Source organism: Streptomyces sp. 7-21 (assembly GCF_016741785.1).
Classification (GTDB): Bacteria; Actinomycetota; Actinomycetes; order Streptomycetales; family Streptomycetaceae; genus Streptomyces.
Genome location: NZ_JAERRL010000002.1, coordinates 383337 through 398800, shown reverse-complemented (window position 1 = coordinate 398800; position 15464 = coordinate 383337). Strand labels below are relative to the sequence as shown.

The following is a 15464-nucleotide window of genomic DNA, read 5'->3' as shown; positions in this document are numbered from 1 at the left end:
CCGGGGCGGGATCGTCCGCGGGGGCGCGGCGGCGCGGGCCGCCGGCCGTGTCAGCCGAGCACCGGGGTGTCCCAGTCCCGCCACTCGGCCAGGTCGCCGGCCTTGCTGGGGGCGATGTCGAACACGCTGGTCGCGTTGCCCGAGCCGAGCAGGAACTCCTCGATGTGCTGCTGGATCGGGGTGCGCCACTCCGCCCGGGGAGCGCAGTGGGTGCCGTCCTGCACGTTGGAGATATAGCTGATGTTGTCCTCGGCGCCGAGCGCGCGGTAGATCTCGGCCGCGCCGAGCGCCGCCACGCTGCCGGACCGGGCCCCCAGCCAGTCGACGTGCGGGTTCTCCAGCAGCAGCAGGCCGCGCGGGGCGACCATGCCCAGGATCTCGTGGGTGTCCACGGGCAGCGCGGCCGGGTTGCTGGTGTAGGAGCCGAACGCGTCACCCAGCCACGGCTGTTCGTTGTAGGCGCTGTCCAGCGGCTGGGCGCCGCTCTCCTGCGGGATGCCGCGGTAGACGGGGGCGCCTGCGGTGCCCGACTCGATCGGCATGGTCAGGTCGATCCGCTGGTCGAACGCGCCGGCCGCCAGCGCGCCCTTGCCGAAGCGCGAGCAGCCGGTGACGCCGGTGGCGTCGGTCTGGAGCACGGTGCCGTCGGACTGCTCGATGACGTCGATGATCCGGCTCACGCCCCAGGACCAGGCCATCAGCAGGCCGGTGCCGCTCGACGAGCCGTAGAGGTCGTAGAACGCGCCCTGCTTGCTCTGCCGCGGCGTGTTCTCGCGGCCGACCTGGTAGGGGTCGAAGCTGATGACGGCGGCGCCGGACTGAAGGATCGTCTGGGTGTCCGCGCCGAACCCGCCCAGCACGATCACGGCGGGGTAGGGGCCGGAACCGCCGGGCAGCTGCACGTCGGCGGAGAAACTGGCGGTGCGGCCCTGGTCGGAGACCTGGACGGTGATCTGGCTGGAGGTGACGGTGCCGGTGACGCTTTCGGGGGGCGCCGGCTTCTCGCCGTAGACGGACTCCTCCGCCAGATCGCGGATCTCGGCCCGGCGGCACCGCCAGTCCTCCAGCTCGGTGACGCGGGTGCCGTCGATCCTGGTGAACGGGTCGGGGAGGAGCGAGGCGGGGGACGTCTGGCCGGGCTGGACCTCGCAGTCGGCGCCGTCGTCCTCGTCGGCGGGCTGGACCTGCGCGGGGGCGCTCACGGCGCCCGCCTGCGGGCTGAGGGTGACCGCCGTCAGGCTCGCGACGGCCGTGACAGCCGCTGCCGCCCACACGCGCGGGCGGAGTCGAGAGGAACGCATGGGGACCTCCAGTCAAAGGCGCGCGGCCGGTTCGCGGCCCGGCCGGGCACGCCGGTGGGGGGGTGTGTGCTCTCGTCCGGCCCGGGCCGCGCACGTCTGCCTGGAGGGCGCTCACGCGGCTCGCGCGGCCCTGGGCCGGTCGGGGGAAGCGCTCTCAGCGTAGAAAGAGGTCAAGGACATGACAATATCCGGAAAGCCTCCGGTGCAACTTGGCCGTGCGGTCACTCCTACGCAGCAGTAGAAGACGCTGCGCACCCGAACAAACCGGCAGGAAAGACACCCCTCACCTCGCTCACCTGCACCTTTGTCGCTGGAAAGTTCCAGCCAGCTTCCGGTACGCAAGGGAGAGCCAGCCGAAAACTTCCGGGACACGGTCGGCGCGCAGACGAGCCGTCACGGTGCGAGGCACCGCCCCGCCGCGGCGCCGGTGAGGCTCGCCGCCGCCGCGGCGGGCGGGCTTACACGTTGAAGCGGAACTCCACGACGTCGCCGTCGCGCATGACGTAGTCCTTGCCCTCCATGCGGGCCTTGCCACGGGCCCGGGCCTCGGCGACGGAGCCCGCTTCCATGAGGTCCTCGAAGGAGATGACCTCCGCCTTGATGAACCCCTTCTGGAAGTCGGTGTGGATCACCCCGGCGGCCTCGGGGGCCGTCGCACCCTTCCTGATGGTCCAGGCCCGCGCCTCCTTCGGCCCGGCCGTCAGGTAGGTCTGGAGCCCCAGGGTGTCGAAGCCGACGCGGGCCAGCGTGCTCAGGCCGGGCTCCTTCTGGCCGACGGTCTCCAGCAGCTCCATGGCCTCCTCCGGCTCCAGCTCGGCGAGGTCCGCCTCCAGCTTGGCGTTGAGGAAGATCGCCTCGGCTGGGGCGACCAGGGCGCGCTGCTCGTTCTTGAAGTCCTCGTCGGTCAGCTCGTCCTCGTCGACGTTGAAGACGTAGAGGAACGGCTTGACCGTCAGCAGGTGCAGCTCGCGCAGCGGCTCGGCGCGCTCGGTGCCCTGGGCGATGCCCGCGGAGAAGAGGGTGCGCCCCTCCTCCAGGATGCTCTTGGCCTCCTCGACGGCAGCGAGAGCCGGCTGCTTGTCCTTCTTGACCCGGGCCTCCTTGGCCAGGCGCGGCAGCACCTTCTCGATGGTCTGGAGGTCGGCCAGGATCAGCTCGGTGTTGATCGTCTCGATGTCGTCCTTGGGCGAGACCCTGCCGTCCACGTGCACGACGTTGTCGTCCTTGAACGCCCGGATGACCTGGCAGATCGCGTCGGACTCCCGGATGTGGGCCAGGAACTTGTTGCCCAGGCCCTCGCCCTCGCTGGCACCGCGCACGATGCCCGCGATGTCCACGAAATCGACGGTCGCCGGGACGATGCGCTCGGACTTGAACAGCTCGGCGAGCCGGGGCAGCCGGTCATCGGGGACCCCGACGACGCCGATGTTCGGCTCGATGGTGGCGAACGGGTAGTTGGCCGCCAGCACGTCGTTCTTGGTCAGGGCGTTGAACAGGGTCGATTTGCCGACATTCGGCAGACCGGCGATTCCGATCGTGAGCGACACGTTGACGACTTCCGGGATCAGGTTGCGGGAAACGGACGACAGTACCCGGCAAGTCTACGGGCGCCGCCTTCCCTCCTGCGGCCCCCGGGGTGGCGATCGTATGGGACGACAAGCGTGTCCATCACCCTTATATTCCTTTTTGCCGCCTTACGGTGTCGGAGTGGAACACAGCACGCACACACTCGGCGGCTCCCGGCACTCGCCCGCCGCGCTGTCCGGCGTCCCCCGCCCGGCGCGCGGGCCCGCCCGCCAGGAGCCGGCCCAGAACCGCCGCAGGCCCGGGCCGCGCCACCGGTCCCGCCGGCCCCGGACCAGGCTCACCGGGCTCGGCTGCGGCGTCATGGCGACGGCGGTCACTACCGGCGCGGCCTGGCTGAGCGAGGCATGCGGCGGCGACCGTCTCTACGGCTGCCTGTTCCTGGCGGTCGCCCTCGTCAGCGCGGCGTGGGTGCGGCCGTCCGACCTGCTCGGCGCCGCCGTCGCCGCGCCGATCGCCTTCGCCGCGGGGCTGGTGACGACCTGCGGGGCGACGGGCGTGATGACGGAGCTGGCGCTGCGCGCGCCGTGGCTGTTCGCCGGCACGGCGCTGGCCGCCGCGGTCGCGCTGGGACGCCGCACGGCACGGCTGGTGAGCGACCTGCGGCGGCAGCGCCGCGCCCGGCGGCCCGCTGCCACGCAAGCCGGCTGACCCGTCCACCGCGGCACCGCCCGCCGCCGCCCCGGCCCGTTCACCGGCCATGCGGCTGGCCCCTCGTCTCTCTCCCCGGGCTCCCCGCCCGCGACGGGACGGTGGTCGGCTGGCTGACGAGCCCCGTGGTGCCGTCTGGCGCGGGGCGCCCCGCCGCCGGGGCGCCGGGACGTCGTGCCCCAGCGGCGGCGCCTCGCGCGGATCAGTTCCCGGAGCTTTTGCCCCGGCGGACGGCGTCGCGGGCCCGGTCCAGCACCGCCGCGAACGGCCCGACGGCCACGTTGGCGGCCGCCGACTCCACGCCCGGGTGCGGGCGGGTGGGCGCCGTGGCCTCGGCGGCCCGGATCGCGGAAGCCATGGCGGCCAGCTGCTCGGGAGTGGCGTAACGCCGCAGGTGGAGGAACTCGTACCGCTCCTCGGCCCGGGCGTGCTTCATGACCTCCTCGCGCAGCGTGCGCAGCCGCGGCAGGAAGTCCGGATCACCCGGATCCATCTCGTCCAGGTCCTTCAGCCGTTCCTTGGCCCCGCGCTCCTCGGTCAGCCGCTCCTCGACGACCTGCTCCGCGCCGTCGAACAGCCCCCGGGCGGCCGGGTGCACGATCTCTTCCTCGGCCGTCTCATGGACGGCCAGCAGCCGCACCAGCTCGCGGAAGCGGTCCCGCCGCTCGTCGCCGCTGGCGCGTTCCACGTCGTCGAAGAGGTTCCTGATGTCGCCGTGCTGCCGCATCAGCAGGGCGACGACGTCGTCCTGGCCGCCCGCGGCGTCGGTGCGTGCGTCATCCGTCATGTGGGTGTGCTCCCTCTCCCGCTCAGCCGTGGACCCGCAGCGAAGGGTCGGGGTGCTCGCCCTCGGTCTCCAGCCGGTACTCGCGGCCGAACATCTCCCGGTGCATCTCCATCACCCGGTCACTGGCCGGCGGTTCCTCGCCCTGCAGGCGCTCCTGCATCGCCTCGAACCGTTCGTGCGCCTCCCGCACGTAGCCGGCGCCGAGGGTGGTGAGGTCGATCTGGGTGTCCAGCAGCTCGCGGATGTAGCCCTTGTTCGGCTCGAACTTCACCGGCTCGGGCAGCTCGGCGGGCAGCAGCTCCTCGGGGTCGCGCCCGTCGTGGCGCCGCATCAGCTCGCAGGCGGCCCGCAGCTGCTCGATCTCCATGTTCAGGTGCAGCTCCCAGATGGCGCGGACCTTCGGGTCGGGCTCCTGCTGCAGGAAGGAGTAGTACAGGTAGCACTCGTTGTACTCGTGGTTGACCAGCTGCTCCCACCAGGTCTCGCCGGGGTCGACGAGTGACTCGTAGTGGGTGACATGCTCCTCCTCGATCAGCCCGATCTCCTGGTAGAGCTGGCGGGCGATCGGTTCCATGTACTCGGGGCCGACGTTCAGGTAGAAGTTCATGGTCTGCTGCTCGGCCGCCATGATCGTCAGCGCGTGCAGCTTCGACAGGGGGTGCGCCTGGTTCCGGTCGTACGGGTCGCGGACGTTGTCGACCGGGTCCCGGTGGTGGAACCGTGTGGGCCGTCCCGGCATGACCTCCGTGAGGTTGTCGACGATCTCCTCCGCCTTGCGGTGCTCGATCATCTCGTAGAGGTTGGCGTACCGGTACAGGTGGTCGAAGTCCTCCAGCACGCCGAACTGGTAAGCCTGCTTCAGGTACGGATCGGGCTCCATCCGGGCCACCCACGCCGTCAGGTCGACGGCGACCTGCTCGTAGGCGATCGTGGTCTCCAGCACCGAAGCGACGCCGGGGAGCAGCCAGTTGACGGCTTTCTGCTGCTGCGCCTCGCAGTAGCGGACGCTCGCGAGCTGGCGCTTGACCTCGGGGTCGGGGCAGTGCCGGGCCATGTGGTGGCTGAACATCAGGGCCTCGACCTCGATGCCGTTCATCGTGATGATCCGGCAGCGGGTGTAGGGGTCGCAGCGGTCGGGGTCGATCGGGTCGACGTTCAGCTCCCGCCAGTTCCGGACCTGGCGGTCCAGCGGGACGCCACGCTCTCGCAGGGGGTTGAAGGTCACAGAGGGCTCCCATCGCCCGGGGCATGTTCGCGGACGTGACCTCCGCTTCCACCACCCCGTGGCGGATCAAACGGGAGAGGCCGCCGCGGCACCCCTTCGGCCGATGACGAGCCCCCGGAAAGCCGCCGGGTTCAGCCGCGCACCTTGGCGGCGGCCTCGGCACGCAGGTCGCGGCGGAGCTCCTTGGGGAGGGAGAACTGGATGTGCTCCTTCATCGGCTCCACGATCTCCACGTCGGCGAAGCCGCGCTCGGCGAGCCAGTCGATGACGCCGTCGACGAGCACGTCGGGCACCGAGGCGCCCGAGGAGAGGCCGACGGTGGTCACGCCGGTGAGCCACGCCTCGTCGATCTCGGAGGCGTCGTCCACGAGATACGCCGCCTTGGCTCCCGCCCCCAGCGCCACCTCGACCATGCGGTTGGAGTTCGAGGAGTTCTTCGAGCCGACGACGAGCACGAGGTCGGACCGGGACGCGACCTGCTTGATCGCGGTCTGGCGGTTCTGCGTGGCGTAGCAGATGTCGTCGCTCGGCGGGCTGAGGAGGTTGGGGAAGCGGCGCTTGAGCGCGCCCACGGTCTCCATCGTCTCGTCCACCGACAGCGTCGTCTGGGAGAGCCAGACGACCTTGTCGGGGTCGCGGACCGTGACGTTCTCGACGTCGTCGGGGCCGTCCACGAGCGTGATGTGGTCGGGTGCCTCGCCGCTGGTGCCGATGACCTCCTCGTGCCCCTCGTGACCGATCAGGAGGATGTCGTAGTCCTCCTTGGCGAAGCGGACGGCCTCCTTGTGCACCTTGGTGACCAGCGGGCAGGTGGCGTCGATGGTGGCGAGCTTGCCGCGCTCGGCCTCCTCGTGGACCTCCGGGGCCACGCCGTGCGCGGAAAAGATCACGATCTCGCCCTCGGGGACCTCGGAGGTCTCCTCGACGAAGATGGCGCCCTTGCGCTCCAGTGTCCGGACGACGTGCTTGTTGTGGACGATCTCATGGCGGACGTAGATCGGGGGGCCGTACTGCTCGAGGGCGCGCTCTACCGCGATCACCGCCCGGTCGACCCCGGCGCAGTATCCGCGGGGAGAGGCGAGCAGGACGCGGCGGGCGGCGGGGGTCGGCTCGGTCATGTGCCCATCGTACGGGTGCGGGCCACGGCGCCCGCCCTGGTGTCCGCGCGGTGTCAGTGGCGGGCGCTAGCGTGGCCGCATGGCAGTGGAGAACTCGGCGGAGGCGCCGCTCCCGGTCGGCGAGGTGTCGCGGCTGATCGGCGGCTGGATCGACCGGCTCGGCTCGGTGTGGGTCGAGGGCCAGATCACGCAGCTGTCGCGCCGGCCCGGCTTCGGCGTCGTCTTCCTCACGCTGCGCGACCCGTCCCAGGACGTCTCGCTCACGGTGACGTGCTTCCGCGGTGTCTTCGACAAAGTGGCGGAGCTGATAAGCGAGGGCGCCCGGGTCGTGGTCTACGGCAAGCCCGAGTGGTACGCGCGGCGCGGGCAGCTGTCGCTGCGGGCGGCGGAGATCCGCGCCGTGGGCGTCGGGGAGCTGCTGCTGCGGCTGGAGCGGCTGCGGCGCGCGCTCGCCGCCGAGGGGCTGTTCGCCGAGGAGCGCAAGCGCCCGCTGCCGTTCCTGCCGCGCCGGATCGGCCTGGTGACCGGCCGCGCCTCCGCCGCCGAGCGCGACGTCCTGCAGAACGCGCGGCTGCGCTGGCCGGCCGTCCGCTTCGCCGTGCGGAACGTGGCGGTCCAGGGGGTGCACGCGGTGCCGCAGGTGATCGAGGCGGTCCGGGAGCTGGACGCGGACCCCGAGGTGGACGTGATCATCGTGGCGCGCGGCGGCGGCAGCGTGGAGGACCTGCTGCCGTTCTCGGACGAGGAGCTGGTGCGGGCGGTCGGCGCGTGCCAGACGCCGGTGGTCTCGGCGATCGGGCACGAGCCGGACTCGCCGCTGCTCGACCTGGTGGCGGATTTGCGCGCCTCGACGCCGACGGACGCGGCCAAGCGCGTCGTGCCGGACGTCGGCGAGGAGCAGGCCCGGGTGCGGCAGCTGCGGGAGCGGGCCCGGTGGGTGATGCGGTCGCTGCTGGACCGGGAGGAGCGCGGGCTGGCCTCGGTGCGCTCCCGGCAGGTGCTGGCCGAGCCGCACCTGATGGTCCAGCGGCGCCAGGAGGAGGTAACGGAGCTGACGCGGCGGGCCCGGCACACGATGCGGCACCTGCTGGACCGGGCGGCCAGCGACCTGGAGCACACCCGGGCCCGGGTGCTGGCGCTCTCCCCCGCCGCGACGCTCAAGCGCGGCTATGCGGTGCTCCAGCGCGAGGACGGGCACGCGGTGCGCGCGGCGGACGAGGTGCGCGGGGGCGAGCCGCTGCTGGCGCGGGTGGCCGAAGGGTCGTTCCAGGTCACCGTCGCCGGCCAGGACGCGCCGCGGGATGAGCCCGCGGATTAGGGTGGCAGCCATGACGGAACCAGAGGCGGCCGGGGCCCTCAGCTACGAGCAGGCGCGCGACGAACTGATGGACGTGGTGCGGAAGCTGGAGGCGGGCGGCGTCACGCTCGAGGAGTCGCTGGCGCTGTGGGAGCGCGGCGAGGAGCTGGCGGCCGTCTGCGGGCGGTGGCTGCAAGGGGCGCGCGAGCGGCTCGACGCGGCACTCGCGCGGGACACCGCCGATGAGCAGGCCGACGGGCAGGAGGAGCGGGGCGGAGGGCAGCGGCAGGCCGCGGACGGCGCCGCTGCCGAGGACGGCGGCGACGAGACCGGCCGCGTGGTGTTCCCCTAGCCCCGGCTGGTGCCCGTGGCCGGGAGCGCGCTCAGCGCGGCTGGAGCGAGGCGGCGAAGCGCTCCAGCGAGCCGAACGGTGCGGTGCCGTAGACGATGGTGGTGCCGCCCGGCTCCGTGCGGACCAGCGCGTCGTACTTGGGGCCCTCGTAGCGGGCCCACTCCTCGCCGCCGACCCGGGTGGTCTCGCCGGTGTCCTCGGCCTGGTGGGTGAGCGAGGACACGAAGCCGTCCGCGCTGCCGTCGGACTGGGCCAGGGCGGCGTAGTGGTCGTCGGGGTCGACGAAGCCGAGCCGCCAGGTGGGGCCGAAGTCGCTCTGCGGCTCGTAGCGCACGGAGGTGGCCCGCCACTCGTCGGGAAGTCCGCGCGGCACCAGCACGTCGAACGGCGCGACCCGCGCGGCGGTGCTGGCGGCCACCTCGTACTCGACGGACCGGGGTTCGGCCACGGAGTCCTCGCCGGGGATGAAGACGTACAGCGCGAAGGCACCGGCGCAGATCACCACCATGGACAGCACCATGTCGCGCACGGTCTTCAGCTTCCGCCGGGCGGGCGCCACAGCCGCCTGGCCCGTCTCGCGCGTCCCGGTCTCCTCCCGCGCCGTCATCTCGTCCGTCTCGCTCCTGTCGCTGGACACCCCTCCATGGTGGCGCACGCGCGCGGCTGGCCCGGACCCACCCCCCGCAATGTGCTCATCAGTCGGTCCACGTGCTCAGATGTTGCGGCTGGCGCTACGCTCGAACCACCCTCAACCAGGCCAGAAAGGTGCCAGCCGATGCCTGAACACCACCATCTGCCGCCCTCGCTCGACGTCTCACCCGCCGCTCCGGACCGGAACCTCGCGCTGGAGCTGGTCCGCGTCACCGAGGCGGGGGCGATGGCCTCCGGCCGCTGGGTCGGGCGCGGCGACAAGAACGGCGCGGACGGGGCCGCCGTCCGCGCCATGCGCACGCTCATCTCGACCGTGTCGATGAACGGCGTCGTCGTCATCGGCGAGGGCGAGAAGGACGAGGCGCCCATGCTCTTCAACGGGGAGCGCGTGGGCGACGGCTCGGGCCCGGAGTGCGACGTGGCCGTCGATCCGGTGGACGGCACCACCCTGACGGCCAAGGGCATGGGCAACGCCGTCTCGGTGCTGGCCGTGGCCGAGCGGGGCGCGATGTTCGACCCGAGCGCCGTGTTCTACATGAACAAGCTCGCCACCGGCCCGGAGGCGAGTGAGTACGTGGACATCGACGCGCCCCCCGCGGTCAACGTCCGGCGGGTCGCCCGGGCCAAGGGCGGCGCGCCCGAGGACGTCACCGTCGTCATCCTCGACCGCCCGCGCCACGCGGACATCGTGCGGGAGGTCAGGGAGAGCGGCGCCCGCATCAAGTTCATCCAGGACGGCGACGTGGCGGGCGCCATCATGACCGTGCGCGAGGGCACCGGCGTCGACCTGCTGCTGGGCATCGGCGGGACGCCTGAGGGCATCATCGCCGCCTGCGCGATCAAGTGCCTGGGCGGCACCATCCAGGGCAAGCTGTGGCCGAAGGACGAGGAGGAGCGGCGGGCGGCCCTCGACGCCGGCCACGACCTGGACGCGGTGCTTCACACCGACGACCTGGTGCGCGGCGAGAACGTCTTCTTCGTCGCGACCGGCATCACCGACGGCGAGCTGCTGCGGGGCGTCCGCTACCGGGCCGAGACAGCCACGACCCAGTCGCTGGTGATGCGGTCACGGTCGGGCACGATCCGGCAGATCGACTCGACACACCGCCTGTCGAAGCTGCGCGCCTACAGCGCCATCGACTTCGACCGCGGCCGCTGAGGAGCGGCCCGGTGCCCGGGGGCCGCCGCATGCGCGCGGGCGGCGGCCCCTGGCACGGCGTCAGGCGACGCGGCCGCTGGACGACGCGGACGCCGTCTCGCGCCGGCGCCGGCGGCTGAGGACGACACGGCGCTCGGCGGCGGTCAGGCCGCCCCACACGCCGTAGGGTTCGGGCTGCATCAGCGCGTGCTCCCGGCACTCCAGCAGCACGGGGCAGCGGGCGCAGACCGCCTTGGCCGCCTGTTCACGCGACAGCCGGGCGGCCGTGGGCTCCTGGGAGGGGGCGAAGAAGAGTCCGGCCTCATCCCGCCGGCACGCGGCTGCCGAGTGCCACGGACCCGCCAGGTCTCTCGACGTGCGCTGGGCGGGAACGGCCGAGGCCCACTGAGACTCCTGTGGCGGTGATGGTTGCAGCACGGTCCACTCCTGACGACGGCTACGGGTCGCTGCTCTCCGACGGGACCCTCACCCGCGCGCCGCGGCGTGCCGCAGTTCACCCTTCCCGCCCTGCGGCCAAACGAGTGACGGTCCCCCCAGCCCTACCCGCTGTGCGCGCGCTTATGCACGGAGCGACGATATGACCGGTCGTATGAGTGCGGTTGCCGCTATCTCAGCGCCGTCCCGGGCGCTCAGCGCTCCCCGCCGCGGAGATCCTGGATGCGCCGCCCCGCCACGGGCTTCGCCTCAACGCCCCCGCAGATGGCCACGCCCCGGACCAGGATGACGGGAGCGGCCGGATCGGCGGCCTCGGTCTCGGCGACCTCGAAGCCGCCCATGATGCCGCTGCCGCCGTTGCGCAGCGAGACGTTCTCCGGAACCCTGATCTCGACGCCGCCGCACAGCGCCGTCGCGTTGATCACGACGTGCTGCTGGTCGAAGACCGCCTCGGTCAGGTCCAGTTCCACACCCCCGCACACCGCGACCGCGTTGATCGTCCCGCCGACACGCCACGTGCCCTGGCGACTGGCGCCGCTCATGATGGCCACGACGTTCTTGCTGCGCGGCCCGGAGCCCGGCGCCGCCGCCGGGGACAGCACCGGCGTCTGCTCCCGCTGCCCCGCCGGCAGATCACTGATCAGCGGCCGCAGCTCGCCGACCGTCTTCGCGCGGTAGGCCGCCTCGACGCGCTCGGCGTGCTCCTCCGCGTCCAGCCGTCCTTCGGCGAGCGCTTCCCCCAGGATCTCGGCGACGCGGTCGCGGTCGGCATCGGACGCCCGGACGGCCTGCGGGTCACCGGGCTTGCCCAGCGGCACGGCGGGAGGGTTCTCGGCGGTCACGCCGTCCAGCGTACCGACTCGCGATACATCGCGACCAGAGCAATTACCGCGATCGGGACGGGATATGGCAGCGTAAGGCCTCACAAAACGCCAGGAAAGCGACGAGAGATCAGCTTTCCCGGCGTTCCCGGACTATCCGTCTCGACGCCGCGAGGAGATTCCCGGTGCTTACCGTCGGAGACACGTTCCCCCCGTACGACCTGACCGCCTGCGTCGGCCTGGACGCCGAAAAGGCGTTCACGCGGATCGACCACACCACCTACGGCAGCATGTGGCGCGCCGTCTTCTTCTGGCCCAAGGACTTCACGTTCGTGTGCCCCACGGAGATCGCGGCGTTCGCCAGGCTCAACGGCGACTTCCTCGAGCGGGACACGCAACTGCTCGGGGTCTCCGGCGACTCGGAGTACGTGCACTACGCCTGGCGCCGCTCCCACGAGGACCTGCGGGACCTGCCGTTCCCGATGCTGTCCGACAGCCGCCACGAACTGATGCGCGCCTGCGGCGTGCAGGACGCCGACGGCTTCGCCCAGCGCGCCGTCTTCCTGGTCGACCCCGGCAACGTCGTCCGCTTCGCCATGGTCACCGACGGCTCGGTGGGGCGTAACCCCAGCGAGGTGCTGCGCGTGCTCGACGCCCTCCAGACCGACGAGCTGTGCCCCTGCAACTGGACGAAGGGCGAGCCCACCCTCGACCCGGTCGCCCTGCTCGCCGGGGCCTGAGGGCGGCGGCGATGGGACTCGACGAGGTGCGGGCGGCGCTGCCGCCCTACGCGCGGGACCTGCGGCTCAACCTCGGCTCGGTCATCGGCAACTCCCCGCTGCCCGCTCCCCTGCTGTGGGGAACCGTGCTGGCCTGCGCCATGGCGTCAGGCTCGGCGGCCGTGCTGCGCGAACTGGAGCCGGAGGCACGCAAGAACCTGTCCGAAGAGGCCTACACCGCGGCCAGGACCGCCGCCAGCGTCATGGCGATGAACAACGTCTTCTACCGGGCCCGCCACCAGCTCGGCGACCCCGCCTACCAGACGATGCCCGCTGGGCTGCGGATGTCGGCCCTCGCCGATCCGGGCGTGCCCCGGGCCGACTTCGAGCTGTGGTCGCTGGCCGTCTCCGCGCTCGGCGGCTGCGGCCAGTGCCTGTCGGCGCACGAACGGGCCCTGCGCGAGGCCAGGGTGTCACGGGAGACCGTGCGGGAGGCGCTGAAGATCGCGGCGGTGGTGCGCGCCGCCGGGGTCACCCTGGACGCCGAAGCCGTGCTGGCCGAGCAGCCCTGACAGCCGCGGGCCCCGGGGCCCGGGCGGTGCCCCGGGCCAGCCGCTCAGCTCCCGCCGGCGGGGGCGGGCAGCGCCACCTCGAACCACACGAGCTTGCCCGTCCCCAGGCGGGTGGCGCCCCACCGCCGGGCCAGCCGCTGCACCAGGTACAGGCCGCGCCCGCCCTCGTCGGCGGGCCCGGCCTGCCGCAGCCGGGGCAGCTGCGGGACGTCGTCGCCCACCTCGCAGCGCAGCACGTCGGTGCGGAGCAGACGGACCGTCACTGGCCGCTCGGCGTACCGGACGGCGTTGGTGACGACCTCGCTGACGAGCAGCTCGACCGAGTCCTCAAGCTCCGTCAGGTCCCAGCTGGCCAGGCTTTCCCGCACCAGCCGCCGCGCCTCGCGCACCGACTCCGCCCGCGGGTCGAGCTGGCGGAGCGTCACGTGGTCCGGCGAGATGCCCTCGAAGCGGGCCGCCAGCAGCGCAATGTCGTCGTCGCGGTCGCCGTGCCCGACGATGCCGAGGATCTCGTCGCACAGCGGCTCCAGCGGCGGCGCGGTGTCCTGCCGGGTCAGCGACGCCGTCTCGGTCAGCTTCTCCCGCAGGTGCTCCACGCCCGACCAGACGTCCCGCGTGCGGGACTCCACCAGCCCGTCGGTGTACAGCACCAGCGTGGCGCCCTGCGGCGCGTCGAACTCGACCGGCTCGAAGTCCACGCCGCCCACGCCGATCGGCGCGTTCGGCGGCAGGTCCACGCGCTCGGTGCTGCCGTCCAGCCGCAGCAGCACCGGCGGCGGATGGCCCGCGTTGGCGGCGGTGATGCGGTGCGACACCGGGTCGTAGACCGCGTACAGGCAGGTCGCCATGCGGTCGGTGCCCAGCCGCTGCGCCTGTTCGTCGAGGTGGTGCAGCACCTCCTGCGGCGGCAGGTCGAGCCCGGCAAGCGTCTGCACGGTCGTCCGCAGCTGGCCCATGATCGCGGCCGAGGTGGTGGAGTGGCCCATCACGTCGCCCACCACCAGGGCGACACGGCTGCCGGGCAGCGGGATGGCGTCGTACCAGTCGCCGCCGACGCGCGCGGACTGGGCAGCCGGCAGGTAGCGGCTGGCCAGGCGCACGCCCGTGGGCTGCGGCAGGTCGTCCGGCAGCATCGTCCGCTGCAGCTCGTCCGCGATCGAGGCCTCCCGGCCGTACAGCGCCGCCTTGTCCACGCCCAGCGCGGAGTGCGTGGCCAGCTGCTGCGCGACCTGGAGGTCCTCCTGCTCGAACGCCTCGCGCTCCGGGTGGCGCAGGAAGACGGCCGCGCCGATGACGCGGCGCCGCCCGCGCAGCGGGGCGATGATGGCCCGCCGTTCCTCGGGCGGCAGCTCGGCGCCGGTCAGCTCCCGCAGCGCAGCCCTGGGCACCTGGGAGTCGGTGAACACCGGCCGCACGCCGCGCAGCACCTCGGCCAGCGGCCCGTTGCCCCGCACGTCCACCTTGGGCAAGGCAGCCGACAGCAGCGGCAGCACCGAGTCGGTGGCGCCCGCGGCGGGGCTGTCGCCGAGCGCAAGCGTGTCCGGGATGCGGTCGGTGCGGCGGAGCTTGAGCACCCACGGCGTCACCGGCTGCTCGTCGCCGATGGGCAGCGGCTGCCGCAGGTAGACCAGGATGGCGTCGGAGAACGTCGGCACGGAGGCGCGGCACAGGCCCAGCACGATCTCGTCGACCGCCATGCCGCGCGCGATCCGGCGGGTGGCGGACCCCACGAACCGCAGCCGCTCGGTCGCGCGCGTGCCGCCGTCCCGCTCCTCCGGGGCGTCCCCCGCGGTGCCGGGAACGTCACGACCGGTGCCGACGACAGGGTGCTCCGCGGTGTCGCGCCCGGCGCGGGCGTGCGGCAGCGCGGTTCTCTCGGCACGAGAGGCTACGTCCGCTGTACGTGCCACGTGCTGCGGTGGGGTCGGGTCCGTCACGGGGGGATGTCCATCCGTCCAAGCGGGAACGAGCGTGAGGTGCGGGAGCGTTGGGCCGGTGTCGCGGGTCGTGCGGTCGTGGGGGCGATCCTACGGTCGACGCCCGGGGGCGTATCAAGAGGTTCTCGTGCGCTGTGGCGGGCCGGTGACGCTCTGGGGGCGGTCCCAGTCCCGCGGCAGGGCCGGCACCGGCCAGGCGGGGTCCGGCCGCCAGCGGGGCCAGTCCTGGCTGAAGGGCGGCCCCCAGCTGCCGATCAGGCGTGCCGCGTCCTCGGCCGCGGCACGGACGCGCCTGGCCTGCCCGGCGTCCAGCAGCCCGGCCTCGCGCGCTTGGGCAAACTCGTCTTCGTCCAGCCACTCCCAGCTGCGGTCGGGATAGACCGCGATGTCAAGGAAATGATCCTCCGAATCGACCCCGCCCGCCCAGCGGTCGCGGGGTGCTTCCAGGTTGACGTACCAGTTCTTGAAGCGCCAGTGCCGTTCCCAGAAAAGCCAGACCGACCACGGCCGCCCGGGCTCGGCGAGCTTCAGCACGCCCATGCCCGTCCAGGGGGCGCGTATGGTGGTGCGGGGACGGGTGTAGCGGGTGGCCAGCGGCTCGTCGTCCAGCCGGGAACCGTCGGCGAAGGCGGGGCGCACGCACTCGGTGCCCGGCGCCAGCCAGACGGCCAGCAGGCCGGGCGAGTCCTGCACGACGGTGACGGGGCGGCAGACGGAGAAGCCGGGGCCGTTGTTGGTGCGGTAGCGCCACAGGATCTGGTCGCCGGGCCGCCAGCGGCCGGGCGGGCCGCCCGGCCGGCGGGCCGTGCCGCCGCGGGCGGCCCCGTCAGTCTCCGTTGTCATCCCGGCATGGTA

Annotated in this window: 16 protein-coding genes; 6 read left to right on the top strand and 10 right to left on the bottom strand. The window is 72.8% G+C overall.

What is annotated here, in order from left to right; translation table 11 throughout:
• Nucleotides 1–50: 50 nt before the first annotated feature.
• Entirely contained in the window at nt 51–1301 is a 1251-nt protein-coding gene (locus JK356_RS03965; RefSeq protein ID WP_201866065.1) for a cellulose-binding protein, read from the bottom strand.
• 458 nt (nt 1302–1759) lie between these two features.
• Entirely contained in the window at nt 1760–2848 is a 1089-nt protein-coding gene (ychF, locus tag JK356_RS03960; RefSeq protein ID WP_201866064.1) for a redox-regulated ATPase YchF, read from the bottom strand.
• Between the two features lie 160 nt (nt 2849–3008).
• On the opposite strand from ychF, the gene JK356_RS03955 reads away from it, so the two are divergent.
• Complete coding sequence (locus JK356_RS03955; protein ID WP_201866063.1) at nt 3009–3536, top strand: DUF6542 domain-containing protein; 528 nt, start codon at nt 3009–3011, stop codon at nt 3534–3536.
• A gap of 202 nt (nt 3537–3738) precedes the next feature.
• On the opposite strand, the gene JK356_RS03950 is transcribed toward JK356_RS03955, so the two are convergent.
• The 3 genes from JK356_RS03950 to JK356_RS03940 all read right to left on the bottom strand — a co-directional run bounded on the left by JK356_RS03950 (nt 3739) and on the right by JK356_RS03940 (nt 6666).
• Nucleotides 3739–4323, bottom strand: coding sequence for a hemerythrin domain-containing protein (locus JK356_RS03950; protein WP_201866062.1), 585 nt, complete (start codon nt 4321–4323; stop codon nt 3739–3741).
• 22 nt (nt 4324–4345) lie between these two features.
• A complete protein-coding gene (locus JK356_RS03945) occupies nt 4346–5548 on the bottom strand; it encodes a hypothetical protein (RefSeq protein ID WP_201866061.1) in 1203 nt (400 codons plus the stop codon).
• 131 nt (nt 5549–5679) lie between these two features.
• Entirely contained in the window at nt 5680–6666 is a 987-nt protein-coding gene (locus JK356_RS03940) for a 4-hydroxy-3-methylbut-2-enyl diphosphate reductase (protein WP_201866060.1), read from the bottom strand.
• Between the two features lie 79 nt (nt 6667–6745).
• On the opposite strand from JK356_RS03940, the gene xseA reads away from it, so the two are divergent.
• Both xseA and JK356_RS03930 read left to right on the top strand, forming a co-directional pair.
• The gene (gene xseA, locus JK356_RS03935; RefSeq protein WP_201866059.1) at nt 6746–7984 is read left to right on the top strand and encodes an exodeoxyribonuclease VII large subunit; all 1239 of its coding nucleotides are present in this window, start codon (nt 6746–6748) and stop codon (nt 7982–7984) included.
• Between the two features lie 10 nt (nt 7985–7994).
• Complete coding sequence (locus JK356_RS03930; RefSeq protein WP_201866058.1) at nt 7995–8315, top strand: exodeoxyribonuclease VII small subunit; 321 nt, start codon at nt 7995–7997, stop codon at nt 8313–8315.
• Between the two features lie 31 nt (nt 8316–8346).
• Here JK356_RS03930 and JK356_RS03925 read toward each other — a convergent pair whose 3' ends face one another.
• On the bottom strand, nt 8347–8952 hold the full coding sequence (locus JK356_RS03925) for a DUF4245 domain-containing protein (RefSeq protein ID WP_307815384.1): 606 nt from the start codon (nt 8950–8952) through the stop codon (nt 8347–8349).
• 138 nt (nt 8953–9090) lie between these two features.
• On the opposite strand from JK356_RS03925, the gene glpX reads away from it, so the two are divergent.
• Nucleotides 9091–10125 carry a class II fructose-bisphosphatase gene (gene glpX, locus JK356_RS03920; RefSeq protein ID WP_201866057.1) on the top strand — a complete coding sequence of 345 codons (1035 nt, stop codon included), beginning with the start codon at nt 9091–9093 and terminating at the stop codon, nt 10123–10125.
• Between the two features lie 60 nt (nt 10126–10185).
• Here glpX and JK356_RS03915 read toward each other — a convergent pair whose 3' ends face one another.
• Both JK356_RS03915 and JK356_RS03910 read right to left on the bottom strand, forming a co-directional pair.
• Entirely contained in the window at nt 10186–10542 is a 357-nt protein-coding gene (locus tag JK356_RS03915; RefSeq protein WP_201866056.1) for a WhiB family transcriptional regulator, read from the bottom strand.
• Nucleotides 10543–10754: 212 nt separating this feature from the next.
• A complete protein-coding gene (locus JK356_RS03910; protein WP_201866055.1) occupies nt 10755–11402 on the bottom strand; it encodes a DUF1707 domain-containing protein in 648 nt (215 codons plus the stop codon).
• Nucleotides 11403–11566: 164 nt separating this feature from the next.
• On the opposite strand from JK356_RS03910, the gene JK356_RS03905 reads away from it, so the two are divergent.
• Together JK356_RS03905 and JK356_RS03900 are read left to right on the top strand one after the other, a co-directional pair.
• Nucleotides 11567–12121, top strand: coding sequence for a peroxiredoxin (locus tag JK356_RS03905; protein WP_201866054.1), 555 nt, complete (start codon nt 11567–11569; stop codon nt 12119–12121).
• A gap of 11 nt (nt 12122–12132) precedes the next feature.
• Nucleotides 12133–12672 carry a carboxymuconolactone decarboxylase family protein gene (locus tag JK356_RS03900; RefSeq protein ID WP_201866053.1) on the top strand — a complete coding sequence of 180 codons (540 nt, stop codon included), beginning with the start codon at nt 12133–12135 and terminating at the stop codon, nt 12670–12672.
• A gap of 44 nt (nt 12673–12716) precedes the next feature.
• On the opposite strand, the gene JK356_RS03895 is transcribed toward JK356_RS03900, so the two are convergent.
• Both JK356_RS03895 and JK356_RS03890 read right to left on the bottom strand, forming a co-directional pair.
• Nucleotides 12717–14582, bottom strand: a complete 1866-nt coding sequence (locus JK356_RS03895) for a SpoIIE family protein phosphatase (RefSeq protein ID WP_307815383.1) — start codon at nt 14580–14582, stop codon at nt 12717–12719.
• A 141-nt stretch (nt 14583–14723) separates the two neighbouring features.
• Entirely contained in the window at nt 14724–15452 is a 729-nt protein-coding gene (locus tag JK356_RS03890; protein ID WP_201866052.1) for a DUF402 domain-containing protein, read from the bottom strand.
• Nucleotides 15453–15464: the final 12 nt, after the last annotated feature.

Bases quoted from the DNA above. Each gene is read 5' to 3' on its own strand.
- JK356_RS03950 (WP_201866062.1), bottom strand. From the start codon at position 4,323: ATGACGGATGACGCACGCACCGACGCCGCGGGCGGCCAGGACGACGTC.
- xseA (WP_201866059.1), top strand. From the start codon at position 6,746: ATGGCAGTGGAGAACTCGGCGGAGGCGCCGCTCCCGGTCGGCGAGGTG.
- JK356_RS03900 (WP_201866053.1), top strand. From the start codon at position 12,133: ATGGGACTCGACGAGGTGCGGGCGGCGCTGCCGCCCTACGCGCGGGAC.
- JK356_RS03965 (WP_201866065.1), bottom strand. From the start codon at position 1,301: ATGCGTTCCTCTCGACTCCGCCCGCGCGTGTGGGCGGCAGCGGCTGTC.
- JK356_RS03890 (WP_201866052.1), bottom strand. From the start codon at position 15,452: ATGACAACGGAGACTGACGGGGCCGCCCGCGGCGGCACGGCCCGCCGG.
- glpX (WP_201866057.1), top strand. From the start codon at position 9,091: ATGCCTGAACACCACCATCTGCCGCCCTCGCTCGACGTCTCACCCGCC.
- JK356_RS03940 (WP_201866060.1), bottom strand. From the start codon at position 6,666: ATGACCGAGCCGACCCCCGCCGCCCGCCGCGTCCTGCTCGCCTCTCCC.
- JK356_RS03930 (WP_201866058.1), top strand. From the start codon at position 7,995: ATGACGGAACCAGAGGCGGCCGGGGCCCTCAGCTACGAGCAGGCGCGC.